Source organism: Kitasatospora sp. NPDC090091, from assembly GCF_044747365.1.
GTDB lineage: Bacteria > Actinomycetota > Actinomycetes > Streptomycetales > Streptomycetaceae > Kitasatospora.
Genome location: NZ_JBIVDY010000017.1, coordinates 147,484 through 167,721, shown reverse-complemented (window position 1 = coordinate 167,721; position 20,238 = coordinate 147,484). Strand labels below are relative to the sequence as shown.

General features: G+C 74.6%; 15 protein-coding genes. 6 read left to right on the top strand and 9 right to left on the bottom strand.

Going from position 1 to position 20,238, the window contains the following annotated elements; genetic code table 11:
* Window positions 1–13: 13 nt before the first annotated feature.
* Together ACIPSC_RS27785 and ACIPSC_RS27780 are read right to left on the bottom strand one after the other, a co-directional pair.
* Complete coding sequence (locus ACIPSC_RS27785; protein WP_400828945.1) at window positions 14–1,735, bottom strand: urease subunit alpha; 1,722 nt, start codon at window positions 1,733–1,735, stop codon at window positions 14–16.
* On the bottom strand, window positions 1,732–2,442 hold the full coding sequence (locus tag ACIPSC_RS27780; RefSeq protein WP_400828943.1) for an urease subunit gamma: 711 nt from the start codon (window positions 2,440–2,442) through the stop codon (window positions 1,732–1,734). Before ACIPSC_RS27780 ends, ACIPSC_RS27785 begins: the two co-directional genes overlap by 4 nt.
* A gap of 502 nt (window positions 2,443–2,944) precedes the next feature.
* Here ACIPSC_RS27780 and ACIPSC_RS27775 point away from each other — a divergent pair.
* Together ACIPSC_RS27775 and ACIPSC_RS27770 are read left to right on the top strand one after the other, a co-directional pair.
* A complete protein-coding gene (locus tag ACIPSC_RS27775; protein ID WP_400828941.1) occupies window positions 2,945–3,562 on the top strand; it encodes an ATP-binding protein in 618 nt (205 codons plus the stop codon).
* Window positions 3,563–3,960: 398 nt separating this feature from the next.
* Complete coding sequence (locus ACIPSC_RS27770; protein WP_400828939.1) at window positions 3,961–6,147, top strand: SpoIIE family protein phosphatase; 2,187 nt, start codon at window positions 3,961–3,963, stop codon at window positions 6,145–6,147.
* A gap of 19 nt (window positions 6,148–6,166) precedes the next feature.
* Here the strand turns inward: ACIPSC_RS27770 and ACIPSC_RS27765 are convergent, their stop codons facing one another.
* The 5 genes from ACIPSC_RS27765 to ACIPSC_RS27745 form a co-directional block, all read right to left on the bottom strand.
* Window positions 6,167–7,201: a DUF2637 domain-containing protein gene (locus ACIPSC_RS27765; protein WP_400828938.1), complete on the bottom strand. Its 1,035-nt coding sequence runs from the start codon at window positions 7,199–7,201 to the stop codon at window positions 6,167–6,169.
* Window positions 7,202–7,402: 201 nt separating this feature from the next.
* The gene (locus tag ACIPSC_RS27760) at window positions 7,403–8,398 is read right to left on the bottom strand and encodes a (2Fe-2S)-binding protein (RefSeq protein WP_400828936.1); all 996 of its coding nucleotides are present in this window, start codon (window positions 8,396–8,398) and stop codon (window positions 7,403–7,405) included.
* Between the two features lie 172 nt (window positions 8,399–8,570).
* Entirely contained in the window at window positions 8,571–9,338 is a 768-nt protein-coding gene (locus tag ACIPSC_RS27755) for a hypothetical protein (RefSeq protein WP_400829056.1), read from the bottom strand.
* Window positions 9,339–9,629: 291 nt separating this feature from the next.
* On the bottom strand, window positions 9,630–10,526 hold the full coding sequence (locus ACIPSC_RS27750; RefSeq protein WP_400828934.1) for a hypothetical protein: 897 nt from the start codon (window positions 10,524–10,526) through the stop codon (window positions 9,630–9,632).
* Between the two features lie 189 nt (window positions 10,527–10,715).
* Window positions 10,716–11,351: an NTP transferase domain-containing protein gene (locus tag ACIPSC_RS27745; RefSeq protein WP_400828932.1), complete on the bottom strand. Its 636-nt coding sequence runs from the start codon at window positions 11,349–11,351 to the stop codon at window positions 10,716–10,718.
* 145 nt (window positions 11,352–11,496) lie between these two features.
* Here ACIPSC_RS27745 and moaA point away from each other — a divergent pair, with 145 nt between their 5' ends.
* From moaA to ACIPSC_RS27730, 3 genes are all read left to right on the top strand, one after another.
* Window positions 11,497–12,492: a GTP 3',8-cyclase MoaA gene (moaA, locus tag ACIPSC_RS27740; RefSeq protein WP_400828930.1), complete on the top strand. Its 996-nt coding sequence runs from the start codon at window positions 11,497–11,499 to the stop codon at window positions 12,490–12,492.
* A 232-nt stretch (window positions 12,493–12,724) separates the two neighbouring features.
* Window positions 12,725–13,483: an HNH endonuclease family protein gene (locus ACIPSC_RS27735; RefSeq protein WP_400828928.1), complete on the top strand. Its 759-nt coding sequence runs from the start codon at window positions 12,725–12,727 to the stop codon at window positions 13,481–13,483.
* 145 nt (window positions 13,484–13,628) lie between these two features.
* Window positions 13,629–15,254 carry an alpha/beta hydrolase gene (locus tag ACIPSC_RS27730; protein WP_400828926.1) on the top strand — a complete coding sequence of 542 codons (1,626 nt, stop codon included), beginning with the start codon at window positions 13,629–13,631 and terminating at the stop codon, window positions 15,252–15,254.
* 87 nt (window positions 15,255–15,341) lie between these two features.
* On the opposite strand, the gene ACIPSC_RS27725 is transcribed toward ACIPSC_RS27730, so the two are convergent.
* On the bottom strand, window positions 15,342–17,738 hold the full coding sequence (locus tag ACIPSC_RS27725) for an ArnT family glycosyltransferase (protein WP_400828924.1): 2,397 nt from the start codon (window positions 17,736–17,738) through the stop codon (window positions 15,342–15,344).
* A 183-nt stretch (window positions 17,739–17,921) separates the two neighbouring features.
* Window positions 17,922–19,040, bottom strand: coding sequence for an alpha/beta hydrolase (locus ACIPSC_RS27720; RefSeq protein ID WP_400828922.1), 1,119 nt, complete (start codon window positions 19,038–19,040; stop codon window positions 17,922–17,924).
* Between the two features lie 165 nt (window positions 19,041–19,205).
* Between ACIPSC_RS27720 and ACIPSC_RS27715 the strand changes: the two genes are divergently transcribed.
* Window positions 19,206–20,177 (top strand): hypothetical protein, encoded by a 972-nt coding sequence (locus ACIPSC_RS27715; protein WP_400828920.1) that lies wholly within the window; start codon window positions 19,206–19,208, stop codon window positions 20,175–20,177.
* Window positions 20,178–20,238: the final 61 nt, after the last annotated feature.

Genomic DNA, 20,238 nt, shown 5'->3' with positions numbered 1-20,238 from the left:
AGGTGAGGGCGGGTCAGAGGAAGTAGAGGCGGCTGAGCGAGACGCTCTCGGCCGGTTCGGAGCGCAGCGGTTCGCCGTCCAGTGAGACCAGGCCGGTCTCGGTGACCTCGACGTGGCCGATCCGGGCGTTGCGCACCATGTCGCCGGGGCCGATGCCGCGGGTGTTGCGGACGCCGACGCGGCGGCGGCGGGTCGGCATGCCGTCGGCGGGGCGGTCCAGGTAGGCGCCGTCGGCGGCGGCCTGGGCGACGAAGGCGACGGAGATGTCGGCGGCGGTGGCGCCGTGGGCGCCGAACTGGGGGCCGAGGACGAGGGGTTCGCAGCGGTCGGTGGAGGCGTTGGGGTCGCCGACGACGCCGTAGGCGGGGAAGCCGGCCTTGAGGACGAGTTGGGGTTTGGCGCCGAAGTGGTCGGGGCGCCAGAGCACGATGTCGGCGAGTTTGCCGACCTCGATCGAGCCGACCTCGTGGGCGAGGCCGTGGGCGATGGCGGGGTTGATGGTGAGCTTGGCGATGTAGCGCAGGACGCGTTCGTTGTCGTCGCCGGACTCGGTGGTGCCGTAGGAGCCGGTGCCGTCCAGCGGGCCGAGTTCGGTCTTCATCTTGCCGGCCATGGCGAAGGTGCGGCGCACGGTCTCGCCGGCGCGGCCCATGCCCTGGGCGTCGGAGGAGGTGATGCCGATGACGCCGAGGTCGTGCAGGACGTCCTCGGCGCCCATGGTGCCGGCGCGGATGCGGTCCCGGGCCATGGCGGCGTCGCCGGGCAGGTCGACCTTGAGGTCGTGCGCGGAGACGATCATGCCGAAGTGCTCACCGAGGGCGTCGCGGCCGAAGGGGAGGGTGGGGTTGGTGGAGGAGCCGATGACGTTGGGGACGCCGGCCATCTTGAGGACGTTGGGGACGTGTCCGCCGCCGCAGCCCTCGATGTGGAAGGCGTGGATGGTGCGGCCTTCGAGGACCTTGAGGGTGTCCTCGACGGAGAGGCACTCGTTGAGGCCGTCGGTGTGGAGGGCGACCTGGACGTCGTACTCCTCGGCGACGCGCAGGGCGGTGTCCAGGGCGCGGGTGTGGGCGCCCATGTCCTCGTGGACCTTGAAGCCGGAGGCGCCGCCCTCGGCGAGGGCCTCGACCAGGGGGGCGGGGTCGGAGGACGAGCCGCGGCCGAGGAAGCCGATGTTGACCGGCCAGGCGTCGAAGGCGTTGAAGGCGTGGCGAAGGGCCCAGGGGGAGTTGACACCGACGCCCCAGACCGGGCCGAACTCCTGGCCGATGATCGTGGTGACGCCGGAGGCGAGCGAGGCCTCCATGATCCGGGGGGAGAGCAGGTGGACGTGGGTGTCGATGGCGCCGGCGGTGGCGATCATCCCCTCGCCGGAGACGATCGTGGTGCCGGTGCCGACGACCACGTCGACGCCGTCGAGGGTGTCGGGGTTGCCGGCCCGGCCGATGGCGGCGATCCGGCCGTCGATCAGGCCGATCGAGGTCTTGCGGATGCCCTGGACGGCGTCGATGACCAGCACGTTGCTGATCACCACGTCGCAGGTGTCGCGGACGGCGGCGGGCTTGAGGTGCAGGCCGTCGCGGGCGGTCTTGCCGAAGCCGGCCAGGAACTCGTCGCCGGGTGCCTGGGAGTCCGACTCCACCCGCACGATCAGCCCGGAGTCGCCCAGCCGGATCCGGTCCCCGGCCCGCGGCCCGTGCACGGAGATGTAGTCATGGGGAGTGATCGCGGTCACGACGGGACCTCCGCGTCGTCGAAGCTGGTGAGGTAGCCGGTCGCGCGGGCCTTCGCCAGCGCGGCCTCCTTGGCACCGGGTGCGTCCAGCGGGCCGTCCACCAGGCCGGCGAAGCCGATCGCGACCCGCGCGCCGCCGATCGGCACCAGGCCGACCTCGACGGTGGCGCCCGGGTCGAAGCGGACCGAGGAGCCGGCCGGCACCGCGAGGTGGGTGCCGTAGGCGGCGGCGCGGTCGAAGGCCAGCCGCGGGTTGGCCTCGAAGAAGTGGAAGTGCGAGGTGACCGAGATCGGCACCTCGGAGGTGTTGTGGACGGGCAGGACGACCGTCTCCTCCACCGGGTCGTAGCCGGTGCCCTCGCCGATCAGCGCGCCGCCGGGGGCCTCGTCGCCGAGCGAACCGGCGCCCTTGAACGGGTCGTTGACCACGGCCAGCCGGGTGCCGTCCTCGAAGACCGCCTCGACCTGGACGACGGTCACCACGTCGGGGACGCCGGGCAGGACGTCGTCGGCGGTCAGGACGGAGCGGCCGGCCTCGATGGCCTCGGCGAGGCGCCGGCCGTCGCGGGCGGCCTCGCAGACGGTGTCCGCGATCAGGGCGTGCGCCTCGGGGATGTTCAGGCGGACGCCTCGGGCGCGGCGGGCGCGGGCCAGCTCGGCTGCTGTGAAGATCAGCAGCCGGTCCCGCTCGGTGGGGGTCAGTCGCACGGTTCCTCGCTCGCGGTCGCCGGGAAAGGGGGTCGATGGAGTTAGAACGGCGTTCAAACGTCTCGGGCCATTGAACCCGGACCCGGCCGCCCTGTCCAGCGTTGCCCGTCCCGGAGTGTTCGGCTCGCCGGGCGCCGCCATCGGGTCCCCGGCGCCGGTCGCGGTCCGGCGCGCGCCCGGCGTGCCTGGTGGCGCGGGGCCCGCGGGGGCTGCGCGGGCGCCCGGAACGGCGGCCGGAGGACCCGGGGGGAGTGGGCCGGCCTGGCGCTTTCGAGTGGCCGGAAGACCTCGAAAATCGGCCGGTACGCATCGCAAACCTGTCCGGCATTGTCAGTTGGATCACGGGAGCCTTCCCGTGCCCCCTTCACCTCGGGTGATCGCACGCAGACTGTTGCAAACGCCGAAAGCTGGGCATGAGGATGATGGTCAGAACGAGGGGGCCACCTGGTCGGCGGGGGGACCGGCTTTGTAGGTCCCGGATTGAGGGCGGGGGCATGTGTTGATGGACGGTCAGTCGCGATTCCCGCGGCAGCGGACGGGTTCGGGGGACGTTTTCCGTCCGCGGGCCCAGGGGGGTACGCCGGGTCTCCCCGGCGCGGCCGGCACCGCCGGTCCGGCCGGTGCGGCCGGTGCCGCCGGCCAGACCGGCCGGACCGGCCAGGCCGGTGCGACCGGGACGGCCGGCGCGGGGGGCCAGGCACAGGCGGCCGGCGCCCCGGCACCGGGCTGCGCCCTGCACCGCCGGCTCCACCTGGCACTCGACCCGGCCGACCTGGTCGCGGTCGGCGCGGTCCGCCACCGGCTGCGCTCGGCGCTCAGCCGCTGGGGGGTGCCGGAGCTGGCCGACACGGCCGAGCTGCTCTCCTCCGAGCTGGTCACCAACGCCCTGCTGCACACCGGCCAGGGCGCGGTCTTCGAGGCGGTGCTCGGGGCCGACCTGCGGCTGCGGATCGAGGTGCAGGACAGCGCCGCCCGGCTGCCGGGCCGCCGCCGCGACCCGGACGCGGAGTACGCCACGTCGGGGCGCGGGCTGATGCTGGTCGAGGCGCTGGCCGACGACTGGGGGGTCCAGCTGCGGGGCGACGGCAAGGTCACCTGGTTCGAGCTGGTCACGTCCTAGGGCCGGGCCGCGAGCTCCGAGCGCTGGGCCTCGGGCCTCGGGCCCTGGGGCGGAGTGCCCGGAAGGCCCGGAATTTCGGCTCGTTCGCCGACGAACCTGGCGTCGACGGGCCGCCCGGACGGAAGATTTCCGGCCCGTTGCCATTGCCGCTCGGCCGAACATTGGCCAGGATGGTGGGAATGTGTGCCCACGTGCGCGAAGCAGCGGGGAAAGCTCACCTCGACTGACCACCGCAGGTCGGCACCGCCCGATCCAGCACACCCATCACATCGCCACGCGGTCCGGCCGGACGACCGGCGCGGACCCGCCACGGCAGCGGCAGGAGCAGTATGCCCACAGAGCCCGAGTCCCCGGGGCCGGCGCTTCCTCCCGGCTCGTCCACGGCCGGGGCGGGGCGGGTGAGACCCCCTGCCCAGGCGGTGCGCCGGCACGCGCTGCGGTCGGCGCCGGGTCTGGCGGCCGGGCGGCTGGCGCCGATGCTCTCGGGCGGCCTGCCGGTCGCCTCGGGCGACTCCACGCCGGACTGGCTGGAGCCGGCGATGGCCGCCAACGGCATCGGCTCCTTCGACTGGGACATCCGCCGCGACGTCCTGGAGGGCGACCAGCGGGCCTGCACGATCGTCGGCCTGGACGGTGCGGACAAGAACGACTTCGACCGGACCTCGGCCTCCTTCCTGGCCCTGCTGCACCCCGAGGACGCGCCCGTGGTGCGCCGCCGGGTCGAGCGCGCGGTGGCCGAGCTCGGCCAGTGCGGCGCCTACTACCGCACGGTCGGGCCGAACGGGACGATGCGCGCGGTCCGCTTCCGCGGCCGGGTCCTCGCAGACGCGTTCGGCCGTGCCTCCCGGATGGTCGGCTTCGTCTGGGACGCCACCGTCGAGCTGCACAAACGCGACCGCGCCGACCGGATGGCCCTGCTGCGCGAGGAGCGCTCGCGGTTCATCAAGGAGGCCGCCCGGGCCCTCTCCGAGGCCGTCACCGTGCGCGACGTCGCCCGGGTCTTCACCGAGCTGCCGCTGCCCGGACTGCCGCCGGACGGCCTGGTGCTGGCCTCCTTCGAGGCCGGCCGGGTGCAGATCCTCGGCGCCACCGGCTACCGGCCGGAGGAGCTCGCCTTCTGGGACCGCTCGGTGCTGCCCCCCGCCCACCCCGCGGCCGAGGCGCTGCGCAACCGCGCCCCGGTCTTCATCGCCAGCCGCGAGGAGTACCACGAGCGCCTCCCCGAGGTGTGGACGCCGAACAGCCGCACCGGCCGCTCCTCCTGGGCCTTCCTGCCGCTGGTGGCCAGCGGGCGGGCGATCGGCGTCTGTCTGGTCAGCTTCGACGACGACCGCGAGCTCGACGCGGACGAGCGCACCCTGCTCTCCACCCTGGGCGGCCTGGTCGCGCAGTCGCTGGCCCGGGCCCGCCTGCACGACGCCGAGCACGAGCTGGCGGCCGGTCTGCAGCGGGTGATGCTGCCGCGCACCGTCCCCTCGGTGCCGGGCGTCACCACCGCCGTCCGCTACCTCGCGGCCGGCTCCGGCCTGCAGATCGGCGGCGACTGGTACGACGTGGTGCCGCTGCCCGGCGGGCACGTCGGGCTGGTGATCGGCGACGTCCAGGGGCACGACGTGCACGCCGCCGGGATCATGGGCCAGCTGCGGATCGCGCTGCGCGCCTATGCCGCCGAGGGCCACCCGCCGGCCGCCGTGATGGCCCGGGCCTCGCGCTTCCTCGCCGACCTGGACACCGACCACTTCGCCACCTGCACCTACGCCGAGGTGAACGTCGACTACGGCGTGGTCTACGCCGTACGGGCCGGCCACCTGGACCCGGTGGTCCGCCGCGCCGACGGCTCCACCACCGTGGTGCCGGTCGCCGGCGGGCTGCCGCTGGGCATCGCCCCGGACGAGGAGTACCGCGTCACCCGGTTCAGCCTGGACCCCGGCGAGACGGTGGTGCTCTGCACCGACGGCCTGGTCGAGGCCCGCGGCATGGACCTCGACGAGGGCATCGCCCGGCTCACCACGGTGCTCTCCCACCCGCTCGCCGCCCGCGACGAGGGCGGCCGCGACCCGCTGGAGGACCTCGCCGACCGGATCGCCTCCCAGGCGGCCGACTCCAGCGAGCGCGAGGACGACATAGCGCTGCTGCTGCTCCGCTGGGACGGCCCGGAGGGCGGCCTGGCCGCCCAGCAACTGCGCCGCCGGATCGGCCAGGCCGACCTCGCCCGGATCGCCGAGGTGCGGGCCGAGCTGCGCGACGCGCTGCGCCGCTGGGGCGTGGCCGAGCTGATCGACACCGCCGAGCTGCTCTCCTCCGAGCTGGTCACCAACGCGATCCGGCACACCGACCGGGACGCCATGTTCACCGCCCGGCTCTACCGGGAGGCGGACGGCGACGGTGAGGGCGGCCGGGCCCGGCTGCGGGTCGAGGTGGAGGACGAGTCCGACCTCTGGCCGACCCGCCGGACGCCGGGGGAGCAGGCCTCCTCCGGTCGCGGGCTGATGCTGGTCGAGGCGCTGGCGGACGGCTGGGGCGTGGAGCCGCGCGGCTCGGGCAAGCGGATGTGGTTCGAGCTCACGGCCACACCCGCCGCCTGACCGGCCCCGGCGGCCCGGCTCAGCCGAACTGCTGCTCCAGGTCCTTCAGCTTGCGCTCCAGCGAGTCGAGCCGGGGGAGCGCCACGGTGTCCTCCTCCATGGTGAGGTCGATGGTGCGCCGCTCCGGACGGGCCGGCAGCCCGGGCTGCGCCACCGCGCCCTCGGCGGGCACCGGCGGCTCGACGGCGGGCCGCTCCGCCGCCGGGCCGCCGGCTATCGCGGGCTCCTGGCCGGACTCCAGCTGCCGGGTCGCGCCGCGCTGGCGCCAGACGCTGTTGGTGCGGTTGATGGCGCGGATCTCGGCCCGCTCGCGGCGCCCGGCCAGCCTGCGGCGCTCCTTCTCCCGGACCCGCTCCCGCTTGTCCTCGCGGACCTCGTCGACCGCCTCGTCCAGGCTGCGGACGCCCTCCAGGAGCATCAGCGACCAGGCCGCGTAGGTCTCGCGCGGGGCGCGCAGCCAGCGGACGATCCGGATCTGCGGCAGCGGGCGGGGGACGAGCCCCTGCTCCCGCAGCGCGGCCCGGCGGGTCTGCTTGAGCGCGCGGTCGAACAGCACGGCCGCCGAGAGCGACATCCCCGCGAAGAACTGCGGGGCGCCGGCGTGGCCGAAGCCGCGCGGCGCGTGCACCCAGTTGAACCAGGCCGAGGCGCCGGCGAACAGCCAGACCAGCAGGCGCGAGCCGAGTGCGGCGTCGCCGTGGCTGGCCTCCCGGACGGCGAGCACGGAGCAGAACATCGCCGCCCCGTCGAGGCCGAACGGGACGAGGTACTCCCAGCCCCCGGAGAGGCTGAGGTTCTGCACCCCGAAGCCGACCAGGCCGTGGAACGAGAGTGCGGCCGCGACCGCGGCGCAGCAGAACAGCAGCGTGTACGAGGCCGCGCCGTACAGGGACTCCTTGTGGCGGCGGCGCTCCTCGGAGCGCTCCCAGGAATCCGCGCCGCCCGATCCGGTGGTGCCTCCACGGCCCCGGGCCAGGGCGACCAGGAGGGCGGTGACCAGCAGCACCGCAACGCCGGTGACGGCCCAACCGAGCGGTATGTCGGACAATTTCATCGCCTGCACCAGCCTCGCTTTCCTGCGTCGTGATGGCGGGGACCATCATGGCGGATGCTCGGCTCCCGAATGGCTGATTCTCCGTCAATGCGCTGGGGAGGGGGATTTCTGATGTGGGAGAAGTCGCATTGTCTGACAATTTAGGGACGGCAATTCGCCGGAATTCCGGGCCCGACGGGTCCGCCCGGGAGCGGAATCCGGTCAACCTCGCGTGACACGGGGGCAGCCGCCGCACATCGCCTCGGGTCGGACGGTGTAAACGAGGCAGCAGCTGGCCCGGGCGCGCTCCGGTACGGCGGTGTCCGGGCAGGCCGGGGCGTCCTGGCGGTTGGGGGCGCCCGGATGCGCGGGTGCGTCCGGCGGGGCCGGGGCGAAGCCCGCGCCGGGCGTGAACGGCGCGACCGACGGGCGCGGCGCGGACGGCGCGCCCTCCGGGCACGCCGCAGGCTCCGGCGCGAGCAGCGCCGCGAGCTCGCTGCGGGCCCGCTCCTCCTCGCCGAGCAGCCCGCCGACGTACCAGAGACCCTCCACCGCCGCGTCCGTCGCCATCGCCCAGAGCGTGCGCGGGCCGCGCCGCACCTCCGGGCGGAACGCGGCCAGCACCGGGGTCAGGAAGTCGGCCAGCGCCGTGCGCAGCCCGGCGGCGAGCGCGGGCTCGTCGGCGGCCGGGCGGGCGCCGGGCCGGCCGGCCGCCGGGTCGTCGGACAGGCAGTGGAAGGCGCCCGGGCGGGCCGTCAGCTCACCGGTGCGGCGGCGGACCGAGACGTCCCCGGGCGTCAGCAGCGGCACCCGGCGCTCCAGGAACCACGGCAGGGTGAACAGCAGCGAGACGGCCCAGGTGAGCCGGTGCAGGCCGAAGCCGGCCGCCACGTCGGGGCGCAGCGGCCGCCCGTACTGGGCCAGGGCCTGGCGGGCGTCGTGGGCGATCAGTTCGCGCAGCGCCTCCGGGCGGGAGACCAGGTCGGTGCCGGTGAGCCAGCCGTTGCCGGTGCGCGGGGGCGCGCAGTGCACCCGGAGGGCGGGGAACAGCTCGCCGAGCCGGCGGTAGCTCGCGGCGCAGGGCTGCGGGAGGCCGGGCGCGGTGGCCGCGGCGGGTGAGGCTGCCGCGGCGGGTACGGGCGCCACGGCGGGTGCAGAGGGTGCGTCGGGTGCGGGGTCCCGCGGTGTGCGGCCGGGCCGGGTGCTGCTCACGGTCATGGTGCGGGCCCCATCGGGTCGACCGGAACCCGTACCGGTCCGTCCGGCCCGTCCCGGGTGCGGGCGGTGGGCACCCGTGGCCGGGCCCGGCCGGCCGGGGCATGGCGGAGCCCGGGAACGGCAAGGCGAACCCGGCCGAGGCACTGCTCTCCTCGGCCAGGTTAGCCTCACCTTAGCTGATGGTTCCCCGTGCCTCCCGCCCGATGCGTCCGTCCGGGGGAGCGCCCGGCGTGCGCGCCGCGCCCAGCTGGCGCGCGAGCCAGACCGGAACGCCTCCGAGCGCCTGCACCAGCCGCGCCGCCTCGGCCCGCATCCGAGCGGCCTCGTCCGGGGCGGAGACCTCGGCCAGGGCCGCCAGCGCGGGCGCGACCCCGACCGTGAAGCCGAGCTGTTCGCGCAACCGCAGCGAGGCGTCGAACCCCTCCCTGGCCCGGTCGCGGTCCCCGGCCGCCTGGGCCAGCGCGGCCAGGTGGCGCCAGGTGTAGGAGCGCAGCAGCTCGTCCCCGCGTTCGCCGGCGCCCTCGTGGGCCCGGCGGTAGGCGATCCAGGCCGCCGTCCGGTCGTGCAGCAGGTTCTCCGCGACCAGGCCGCGGCGGAAGTCCAGCAGCGGCCGGCCGGGTGCGTCCGGCGGCAGCAGCGCGGAGGTCCGGCCGAGCGCCGCCTGGGCCTCGTCGAGCCGGTCGCGTGCGCCGAGCACGCTGGCGACGTACGCCAGGAACCCGCGGGCGCAGGCGGCGGCCGCGCGCTCCTCCGGCCCGGTGGCCAGGGCCTCGGCCAGGCGCAGCGCCTGCTCCGCGGCGGTCCAGTGGGCGGCGGTGAACAGGCACTGCTCGATGAGGAGTTCGGCCCGGCCGAGGGCGGCGGTCGGATCGCGCTCGGCGGCCGGCCGTAACAGTTCGGCGGCCTCCTGCCAGCACGCCCGGGACCGCAGCCGCCACACGGTGTCCCCCGGCCCCTGGGGCGCCGCCCGCCCGCGCCCGTCCGGTCCGGACCGGTCCCGCCCGAATTCGTCCTGCCCGCGCCCGTCCTGTCCGGTCCGGCCGTCCGGGTCCCATCCGTGCTCCGACAACGCCACCTCCTTGTGTGCGCCATCCAGCAGGACGCGGACCCAAGGACCGCGCCGTGGCGGCAATTCAACACGGGGGTGAGCTTGTGCACCAGATCACGAGCGCAGGTTGTTGCGCCCGGCGGCGGAATGATCTATTGGGCGGCGGGGGCCGACGCCCTGGGGTCAGGACGTCCAGCCGGTCTCCATCAGGGCCTCGGCGGCGCCGTTGGCGGGCTGCGGGACACCGGCCAGATCCAGGCTGAACAGGGCGACCAGCAGCTGCTCGCCGCGCACGGTGGCCTGGTGGGAGTAGCCGGCCAGGGTGAACATCGCGGCCGCCATCTCCTCGGCGTGCAGGGTCTGCAGCCAGAGGCACTCCACCGACTTCACGTCGGCGGGCTCGGTCCAGGTGTCCACCTGGGCGACCATGCGACTACCCAACAGGGTGACTCCGTCGCGCTCCTGTGCCTCCGTCAGCTCCAGGTCGTCGAAGCCGAGCCACTCCAGGTAGCGGGCGGCGGTGAACACCGCGTCCTGCGAGGTGCGCACCGGGTGCGGACGGAACGGCGCCCGCCGGCGCCACGGCGTGGCCGCGGCGCCGGACCCGCCGGACCCGCCGGACCCGCCGGACCCGCCGGGCGGGGCGGGGACGGGGGCGTTCAACGGGTGGGCGGGGTGCGGGCGGGAGGGCTGCGGCCCGGCGGTGCCGAGCGGGGCGGCGGCGCCGAGCTGTCCGGTGGTGCCGCCGCCGAGGCGGGTGGTGCGGTCCACCGGCAGCCGGACGGTGGCGCCGCAGTTGCAGGTGAACTCGGGCTGCGGCCACTGGTCGGAGCGGCCGCAGTGCGGGCAGCGCATGTTCAGCCAGGAGTCCTCCCAGGAGCGGAACCGCACCTGCACCGGCACGCCGCCGCGCAGCAGCGGCACCTTGAGCGAGGCGCCGCAGGGGCAAGGCAGCGACGGCGGCTCGTACAGGTGCTCGCGGCGGCAGGCGGGGCAGCGGATCGCCCGGGCGCCGGCGGCCGGTCCCGGTCCGTACTGTGCGGAGTCGCGGCCGGTGAAGTCGTCGGGCAGTCCGGACATCGCGAGCACCGTCCGTTCGAGTCGGGGTGGAAGGACGTGACCCATGCTCCCCGAAACCCGGGAGTAGCGGCGCGGAATGGGGCAATCCTCAGGGACAGATCAGGGGTGTGCGGCCGATTCCTCCCCGGAGAGGAGGAGACCGGGGCACATCGAACGGGGGAGCGGGCGCCGGTCGGCCCGCCGTCCGGTTCAGCCCGCCGACCAGCGCGCCAGGTCGGCGGGGGTGTCGAGGTCGTCCGGGACGGCGACATCGGCGCACTCGACCAGCGCGATCTCGGCGGCATGCGCTGCCAGGAGCGCCCGCGCGCCGGAGTCACCGGTGGCGCCCGCCGCCGCCTCCGCGAAGTGCCGGGCGCCGATCAGCACCGGGTGCCCCCGCCGCCCGCCGTACGCGGCCGCGGCCAGCTCGGCGCCCGCCCGGTGCGCGGCCAGCAGCCGGGCCACCGCGGCCGGGGTGACGCCGGGCGTGTCCACCAGCATCACCAGTGCGGCCGAGGCCTCCGGCGGCAGGGCGGCCAGCCCGGCCCGCAGCGAGGAGCCCATGCCGCCGGCCCAGTCCGGGTTGGCGACCAGCCGGCAGCCCGGCAGGTGCGCGGTGGAGCGGACCTGCTCGCGGGCGGCGCCCAGCACGACCGTCACCGTCGCGCAGCCGCCGGCCCGGACCACCGCCACGGCGTGCTCCACCAGCGGCCGGCCGTCGTACCGCACCAGCGCCTTGGGGCGCCCGCCGAGCCGGCGTCCGCCGCCGGCGGCGAGCACGAGGGCGGCCACCGGCGCGGTGTCGGCGGCGTTGGCGGCGGGGTCGGGCCGGTCACTGCTCTGCATGGGCCCAGCCTGCCCGGCCGGTCCGCCCGGCGCAGCCGTACGAAGCCACAGTTGGACGAATGCACAAGGCAAACCCGCAGGTAGCGGCGGTCCCCCGGTGGTTCGGCCGCTGGATCTCCGGGCCGACTGCCCCTGTACTGAGGTGATGAACACCGCACCGCGCCCGCTGCTGGACCGCTTCGGCAGGGTCCACACCGACCTGCGGGTCTCGCTCACCGACCGCTGCAACCTGCGCTGCACCTACTGCATGCCGGCGGAGGGCCTCGACTGGCTCCCCAAGGCCGAGGTGCTCGGCGACGACGAGGTGGTCCGGCTGGTGCGGATCGCCGTCCAGCGGCTGGGCATCGCCGCGGTCCGGCTGACCGGCGGCGAACCGCTGTTGCGGCGCGGCCTGCCGGACCTGGTCGGCCGGATCACCGCGCTCGGCCCCGAGGTCTCGCTGACCACCAACGGCATCGGGCTGGCCCGGACGGCCGCGGCGCTCAAGGCGGCCGGGCTGCACCGGGTGAACGTCAGCCTGGACACCCTGCGCCCCGAGCGGTACGCGGAGATCACCCGCCGGGACCGGATCGCCGACGTCTTCGCCGGCCTGGCCGCCGCGCAGGCCGCCGGCCTCGCGCCGGTGAAGGTGAACGCGGTGCCGGTCCGCGGGGTCAACGACGACGAGCTCGTCCCGCTGGTCGAGTTCGCCGCCGAGCACGGCTACCGGATGCGGTTCATCGAGTCCATGCCGCTGGACGCCCAGGGCGCCTGGGACCGGGGCCGGATGATCACCGCCGACGAGATCCTCGACGTGCTCGGCGCCCGGTGGGACCTCGTCCCGGTCGGCCGGCACGGGAACGCCCCCGCCGAGGAGTGGCGGATCGCCGGCACCGACACCGCGATCGGCGTGATCGCCTCCGTCACCCGCCCGTTCTGCGGGGGCTGCGACCGCGTCCGGCTCACCGCCGACGGCCAGCTGCGCAACTGCCTGTTCGCGGCGGAGGAGTCCGACCTGCGCGCGCTGCTGCGCGGCGGTGCCGACGACGACCGGATCGAGCAGGCCTGGCGCGCCACCATCGCCCGCAAGGGCCCCGGGCACGACATCAACTCGGCCGGCTTCGTCCAGCCGGACCGGCCGATGTCGGCGATCGGCGGGTAGGGCCCGGAGGCGGCCCGGGCCCTCACGGCGGTCGGCGGCGGGCCCGGCGCCGCGCCGCGGGGTGGCTCGCGCCGCCGCGCGGCGGTGCACGGCAGGGTACGGCGGGGTACGGCGGGGCGCCGGGTGTGAGCTTCGACATGCTCGAACGCACCGCGTTGCGCCGCCTTGACGCGGTGTGGGGCGGCTGGTCTGCTGGTTCGCCGTCAGCCGCCCCCCACTCCGGGAGTCCTCCGTGCCCGCCCGCCGAACCGCCGCGTCCGCCGCCGCCGTCTTCCTGATATCCACCGTGGCGCTGGCCGGTTGCTCCGGCGGCGGCGCCAAGAAGTCCGCCGCGGACGCCGCGGCACCCGCCGGTGCCACCGGCACCAGCCCGCTGCAGAACCCCGACGGCACCAAGCCCGGTCTGGCGCCGCTGACTTCGCCGGGAGACCGGAAGGCCGGCCGGGACCTCGTCGCCAAGGTCGCCACCGCGGCCGCCGGCCCCAAGGACGGCTACGACCGCAACGAGTTCGGCCCGGCCTGGACCGACAACGTGGACGGTGTTCCGGGCGGCCACAACAACTGCGACACCCGCAACGACCTGTTGGCCCGCGACGGCCGGGCGGTCGAGCGCAAGGACGGCTCGGCCTGCGTGGTGACCGCGATGACCATCAACGACCCGTACACCGGCAAGACCGTCCAGTGGACCAAGCAGCAGGCGTCGAAGATCCAGATAGACCACGTGATGCCGCTCTCCTACGACTGGCAGATGGGCGCGTCCCGGTGGGACAAGGCCAAGCGCGTCCAGATCGCCAACGATCCGCTCAACCTCATCCCGGCCGACGGGTCGCAGAACGCCGCCAAGGGCGACTCGGGCCCGGCCGCCTGGCTGCCGGCCGATCCCGCCATCCGCTGCGCCTACGTGGTCCGCTTCGCCCAGGTCTCCCTGAAGTACCAACTCCCGGTCACCGAGGCCGACAAGAAGGCCATGCTGCAGCAGTGCGACGGGTGATGAAACGTTTCACCGTTGTCGGCCGTCAGGTGTCCGGTGCCTGCCGCCGTTGCCCTTTGCCCGCTGTGTCTGCTTTGTCCGGCCGCCCGGCGATAAGGATGTGACTTATGTGATAACCGGGTGATATTCGTGTGCGGTGCATTCGATGATCATCCGGTTCTCACGGGGAGCCCTGCCCGCCGCCGTCGCCGCCGCCCTGCTGGCCGGCTGCTCCAGCTCGTCCGGTACCACCGGCGCGGCCACCGGCACCGCCTCGCCCGCCGCCACCGCCGGCACGCCGAGCGCGGCGCCGACTCCGACCGCCACGCCCACTCCGACGCCCAAGCCCACCGGCGAGGCCGACCCGGCGCTCAAGCCGTTCTACGGCCAGCAGATCGCCTGGGCGCCCTGCGCGGACGACCCGGCGACCGACAAGGTGGACGAGTCGACGGTGCAGTGCGGCAGGCTCAGGGTCCCGCTGGACTACGCCAACCCGGCCGGCGACACCCTGGAGGTCGCCGTCGTCCGCAACCCGGCCGTCAAGCAGGACCAGCGGGTCGGCTCCCTGCTGCTCAACCCCGGCGGGCCCGGCGGCTCCGGCGTCGCCATGGTCAAGCGCAACCCCCGGCGGTTCGAGGGTCCGCTCCACGACCGCTTCGACACCATCGGCTTCGACCCGCGCGGCGTCGGCGAGACCACCCCGCTGAGCTGCCTCGACGACCGCACCCGGGACGAGTGGAGCACCACCGACGCGCCCGGCGCCGACCACGGCAAGGTCCTGGCCGACGCCTGCCAGGCCAAGTACGGCAAGGTGCTGCCCTTCGTCGGCACCCGCAACACCGCCCGCGACATGGACGTCCTGCGCGCCGCCCTCGGCGACAAGAAGCTCAACTACCTCGGCCTGTCCTACGGCACCTACCTCGGCAGCCTCTACGCCGAGGAGTTCCCGGACCGGGTCGGCCGGGTGGTGCTCGACGGCGCGGTCGACCCGTCCGTGTCGCTGGTCCAGCACAACATCGCGCAGTACGCGGCGTTCGAGCGCTCGCTCAAGGCCTTCGCCGCCGACTGCACCGGCAAGAACCCCTGCCCGCTGGGCAAGGACCCGGAGAAGGCCGCCGACAAGCTCGCCGACTTCCTCGACGGGCTCAAGGAGAAGCCGCTGACCGCCGCGAGCGGGCGCAAGCTCACCGCCAACGCGGCCTGGACCGCCGTGATCGACGGCCTCTACGGCGACGAGCAGGGCTGGGAGTCGCTGCGCAACGACATCGGGTGGGCCATGGTCCGGGACAGGGGCGACTACCTGCTCGCCCGCGCCGACGACTCCAACCACCGCGACAAGGAAGGCCGTTACTCCGTCTCCGCGGACGCCTACACCGCCATCCACTGCGCCGACGGCGCCACCGACGTCCCGACCGGCGAGGCGCTGCAGGCCGCCTACGCCGAGATGGCCGCCAAGGCCCCGCTGCTCACCCGGCACGAGCCCAGCCTCGCGGTGTTCGACCCCGACTGCCGGGCCTGGCCGTTCCGCTCCGCCGAGAAGGCGCACCCGATCGTCTCGAAGAGCGACGCCACCATCGTCGTGGTCGGCTCGACCGGCGACGCCGCGACGCCGTACGCCTCGGCCGAGAAGCTCACCGCCCAGCTCGGCAAGGCCGTGCTGCTCACCCGCGAGGGCGAGGGCCACACCGGCTACGGCTGGAGCGCCTGCATCCGCACCGCGGTGGACACCTACCTGGTGGACGGCACCGTGCCGGCCGCCGGGACGCGCTGCGCAAGCGACCCGGCTCAGTGACGCGCTGCGCCGGCGACCCGGCTCAGTGACGCGCGAGGGGCGCACCGCGGCCGGTGGCCGGGGTGCGCCCCTTCGGGGTGCGACGGGTCAGGAGGAGGGTGGCCGGCTCAGGTCGTAGAAGGTCGAGCCGCCGACCGTCTCCGCGGTGTAGTGGCTCGCCACCCACTCCTCGATCTGGGCGGTCTGCGTCTCCTGGGCCCCGCCGGCGGCGCCGGCGCCGCCCCCGCGGCGCGAGCCGCCGCCGATGAACCAGTGCACCTTGCCCTCCTTCACGTACTGCTGGAAGGCGTTCAGACTCAGCGACGGGTCGGTGCTGTTGAAGCCGCCGAGGGCCATCACCGGCTCGCCGGAGGCGAGTTGATAGCTGGCGGCGTTCTGCGAGCCGCTGGTGGCGGCGGCCCAGGTGTAGCGGTCGGCGTCCTGCCGCAGGGCGGCGGCGGCCTCGTCGCTCACCTTGGCGCCGTTCAGCAGCCCGCCGAAGCCGCCGGGGCCGCCCATCCCCTCGAAGGCCCCGCCGTTCTGGCCGGTGCCGGGGGTGCCGCCGGGGGCCTGGCCGTTCCGGCCGCCCTGGGGCATCCCGCCGCCGCGGCCGTCCGTCCGGCCCTGGCCGTTCTGGGTCCCCTGGCCGTTCTGGGCACCGCCCTGGCCGTTCGGGAAGCCCTGCCCGTTCGGGGCGCCCTGGCCGTTCGGGAAGCCCTGCCCGTTCGGGGCGCCCTGGCCGGGGACGAAGACCCGGCCGTTGACGGAGAACGCCGGCCCCTCGCCCGGCCCGCCCGCGCCGCGCGGACCGCGGCCGCCCGGGCCGAAGGAGCCGCCCTGCACCGCCGGACCGGCCGTCACGATCGAACCGGTGTGCGGCGTGTTGACGGTGTCCACCGCGTACGCCGCCGGGCCGCCGAGCGCCGCCGCCAGGCCCACCAGGCCGACCACGGTGGCGAGCCGGGTCGCCAGCCGCCCGGCCAGCAGCAGCGCCGCCGCCGCGGTCAGCCCGCCGAGCAGCACCGCCCAGCGCAGCCACGGCAGGAACTCCGCGCTGCGCCCGAGCAGCACGTAGGACCAGACCGCCGTCACGGCCAGCGTGACCGCCAGCACCGCGGCGTACGGGAGCCGCTGCCGGGCCCGCCAGAGCCCGTCGACGCCCATGCCGACCAGCGCCGCGACCGCGGGGGCCAGCGCCACCGTGTAGTACTGGTGGAAGATGCCGGACATGAAGCTGAAGGTGAGCGCGGTGCAGACGAGCCAGCCGCCCCAGACCAGGAAGGCCGCACGGGCGGTGTCCGTCCGGATGTGACGCCGGGTGGCCCAGAGGCCGACCAGCAGGAGCAGCAGCGCGGCCGGCATCAGCCAGGCGATCTGCCCGCCGATGTCCCCGTCGAACAGCCGGGTGATCCCGGTCTCGCCCCAGCCGCCCATGCCCCGGCCGGCGCCGGCCGGGGCCTCCATGCCGGCCGGCAGGCGGCCGCCGCCGCCCACACTGCCGGTCTCGTCGCCGTTGAGGCGGCCGATCCCGTTGTAGCCGAAGGTGAGCGAGAGGAAGCTGTTGTCCTGCGAGCCGCCGACGTAGGGGCGGGCCGAGGCCGGCACCAGCTCGACGATCGCCACCCACCAGCCGCCCGCGACCACCATGGCGAGTCCGGCGGCGAGCAGTTGACGCACCCGGCGCCAGAGGCCGGTCGGCGCGGCCACCAGGTAGACCAGCGCGAAGGCGGGCAGCACCAGGAAGGCCTGGAGGGTCTTGGTGAGGAAGGCCAGCCCGAACATCACACCGGTGAACACCAGCCAGCGGGTGCCCGCCGCCTCGATCGCCCGCACCAGCCCGTACGCGGCCAGGGTCAGCAGCAGGACGAGCAGCGCGTCCGGGTTGTTGAAGCGGAACATCAGCGCCGCCACCGGGGTGAGTGCCAGCGCGGTGCCCGCCAGCAGCCCGCCGAGCGGGGAGAAGCGGCGGCGCACCGTCGCGTACAGGGTGGCCACGGTGGCGACCGCCATCAGCGCCTGCGGGGCCAGCACCGACCAGGAGGAGAGGCCGAAGATCCGGGCGGCGAGCGCCATCGGCCAGAGCGAGAGCGGGGGCTTGTCGACGGTGATGAAGTTGCCGGCGTCGGAGGAGCCGTAGAAGAAGGCCTTCCAGCTCTGGCTGCCGGCCTGGGCGGCGGCCGAGTAGAAGGAGTTGGCCCAGCCGGAGGCGCTCAGGCCCCAGAGGTAGAGGACGGCGGTCGCGGCCAGCAGGGCCAGCAGGGCGGGCCTGACCCAGCGAGGGTCGTCGGCGCGGCCCCGCCAGGCGCGGGCCGGGAGGGTGCGCAGCCGGCCGGCCCAGGAGGCCGGGCCCTTGGGGCCGGCGGGCGGCAGCGGGTACTCCGGGAAGAGCGGCCCGGCGGTCGGCTCCCGGTCTTCGGGCGCGGGCTGCGGCACCTCGGGCGGCGGGTGGATCGACGCCTCGGGCCACGGTTCCCCGGCCGGCGGGGTGAAGCTGGTCGTGGTCATGGGCGCTACGCTCGGCCGCCCGGCTGAGAGGAGCGTGAGACGGGGGTATGAGCCGCCTGTGATCTCCCCGGACCCGGGTCGGGACCTCGAGTCGGGACCCCGGGTCGGACCCCGAGTCGGGCCGGCCCGGAGACGGGCTTTGGGCCCGGTTGCGAGCCCGATCGGGGCCCGGCCGCTCCCGGCTCAGGCGGCCTGCGGCATCGTCAGGTGCTTGCCCAGCCACTCCAGCGCGGGCGGGATCTCCCTGGTCCAGGTGTGGAAGTTGTGGCCGCCGGTGTCCAGGGTGATGGTGGAGAGGTTGGTCGGCGCCTTGAACGACTTCACCATGTCCTGGGTGGCCGCGTAGTTGTTCTCGTCGTACGCGGTGGCCAGCAGCAGCGAGACGGGTGCGGCCGGCTTGTTCTGCAGCCGCCAGAGCAGGTCGTTCTCCTGCTTCAGCTGCGGGCTGCCGCCGAACAGGTCGCCGGTGGTCTCGTCGATCGGCGCGGTGTAGTAGCCGGAGAGCGAGACGGCGGCCCGGTAGGCGTCCGGCTTGCGCAGGGCGAACTTGAGCGCGCAGTAACCGCCGGTGGAGTTGCCGATCACGGCGCGCGAGGCGGCGTCGGTGCCGATGCGGTACTCGCCGGCGAGCGCCTTGGGCAGGTCGCTGGTGAAGAAGGTCTCCACCTGGGGGCCGTTGGGGACGTCGACGCACTCGGTGTCCCGGTTGCCGACGAGGGTCGGGCGCATCATCACCAGGACGGTGGGCGGCAGCTTCTTCTGCTCGATCGCCTCCAGGGTGGAGGCCGGGTACTGCATCAGCGAGATCAGCTTCTCCGGCGTGCCCGGGTAGCCGGCCAGCACCAGCGCCATCGGGAACTTCTGCTTCGCGTACTCCGGCTGGAAGTACTGCGGCGGCAGGTAGACGAAGCCGTCGGTGCTCAGGCCGGTGGTGGCCCCTTTGACGTCGACCTTGTGGATCAGGCCGACGCGCTCCGGGTTGGAGCCCTGCTGCGCGTAGAACTTCTGCTCGCCGGTGATGGCGACGGCGGCGTTCGGCTGGTGGTCGACCACCGTGCCCGGCCCGCCGTTGGTGCCGAGGAGGTCGGTCCAGGAGCTGTAGAAGCCGAAGTAGCCGTTGGCGATCAGGCCCATCGCGACCAGCACCGAGATCTGGGTGGCGAGGAAGGCGCCGATCCGGCCGAGCCAGGCCTTCCAGCTCCGCCCGCCGAATCTCGGCCAGAGCCACATCGTGGCGGCGAAGACGCCGATCGCGACGATGGAGGCGATGATCTGGAGGGGGAGTCCCGTAAGCCTGAGCACCAGCCGATCGTAGTTGACGGTGGATTCCGACTTGTGCGCCCCCTCGTGCGCCCGGCATGCGCTTCCGTACGCCGCCTGTACGCCCTGTTGACCGCGTCCCACCGGCTCGGGATCATGGCGGCGGGGAATGCACGGAGCGTGCAGGAGAGATCACCGGGGGAGCGGATGAGGTCCTTCACCAAGGCCGGCCTGGCGGCCGGCACCGCGCTGCTGTTGGCAGCGTGCTCCAGCGGCGGGTCCGGGGGCTCGGACGCCTTCGGCCTGGGCCAGGGGAAGAGCGACCCGGCGACCACGGCCGCGAGCCCGACCGCCACGCGGACGCCCACACCGACGCCCACGCCGACACCGACCAAGCCGCCGTACGGCCCGGTCCTGACCGTCCAGATCGACAAGGTGAACGCCGCCCTCGGCAAGCTCAACCCGTCCGGCAGTCTCGACGCCTTCTCCACCTCCGCGGGGGAGGCCGCCACCGCCGTCCGGTCGGCCGCCAACGGCCTGGACTACGCCAACGAGCCCGCCACCGTCACCACCGCCCGGCGCCAGCTGGTGATCGCGCTCAACCAGTTGGCCACCGACCTGGACTCGGCCAAGAGCGGGATCAAGCGCAAGAGCTACTGCACGCCCGCCGCGGCGCTCGCGAAGATCGGCCAGTCCGCGGGTCTGAAGGGCATTCCGTCGGCCCTGCAGCAGATGGCGGCCGCCGGTTACCCGACGACGTACAACGCCCCGGAGACCGGCCAGTTGCAGACCCGCTCGCTGGGCAACGGGACGATGGTCCGCGAGGGCCGGCTCAAGGGCGAGGGCGTGCTCAACGTCGACAACGGCGGCAGCTCCGACGCCGTGGTCTCGCTCGCGCAGAACGGCAAGTCGATCCACTCGGTCTACGTCGGCAAGGGCAAGAAGGCGTCCATCGAGGGCGTCGAGGACGGCACCTACGACGTCTACTTCTCCGGCGGCGTCGACTGGGACCCGTCGCTCAAGACGTTCACCCAGAGCTGCGACTTCAGCAAGTTCGACGACACCATGGCCTTCGAGACCGGCCGCACCTACACCTCGTGGTCGATCACGCTGCAGCCGACGGCCGGCGGCAACGCCAAGACCAGCGACGTGGACGAGAACACCTTCCCGGAGCCGTAACCGGGCCCCGCGCCGAGCTGAGGGCGGGCTGAGCACGGGCGGGGCGCCGCCGGTCGGACCG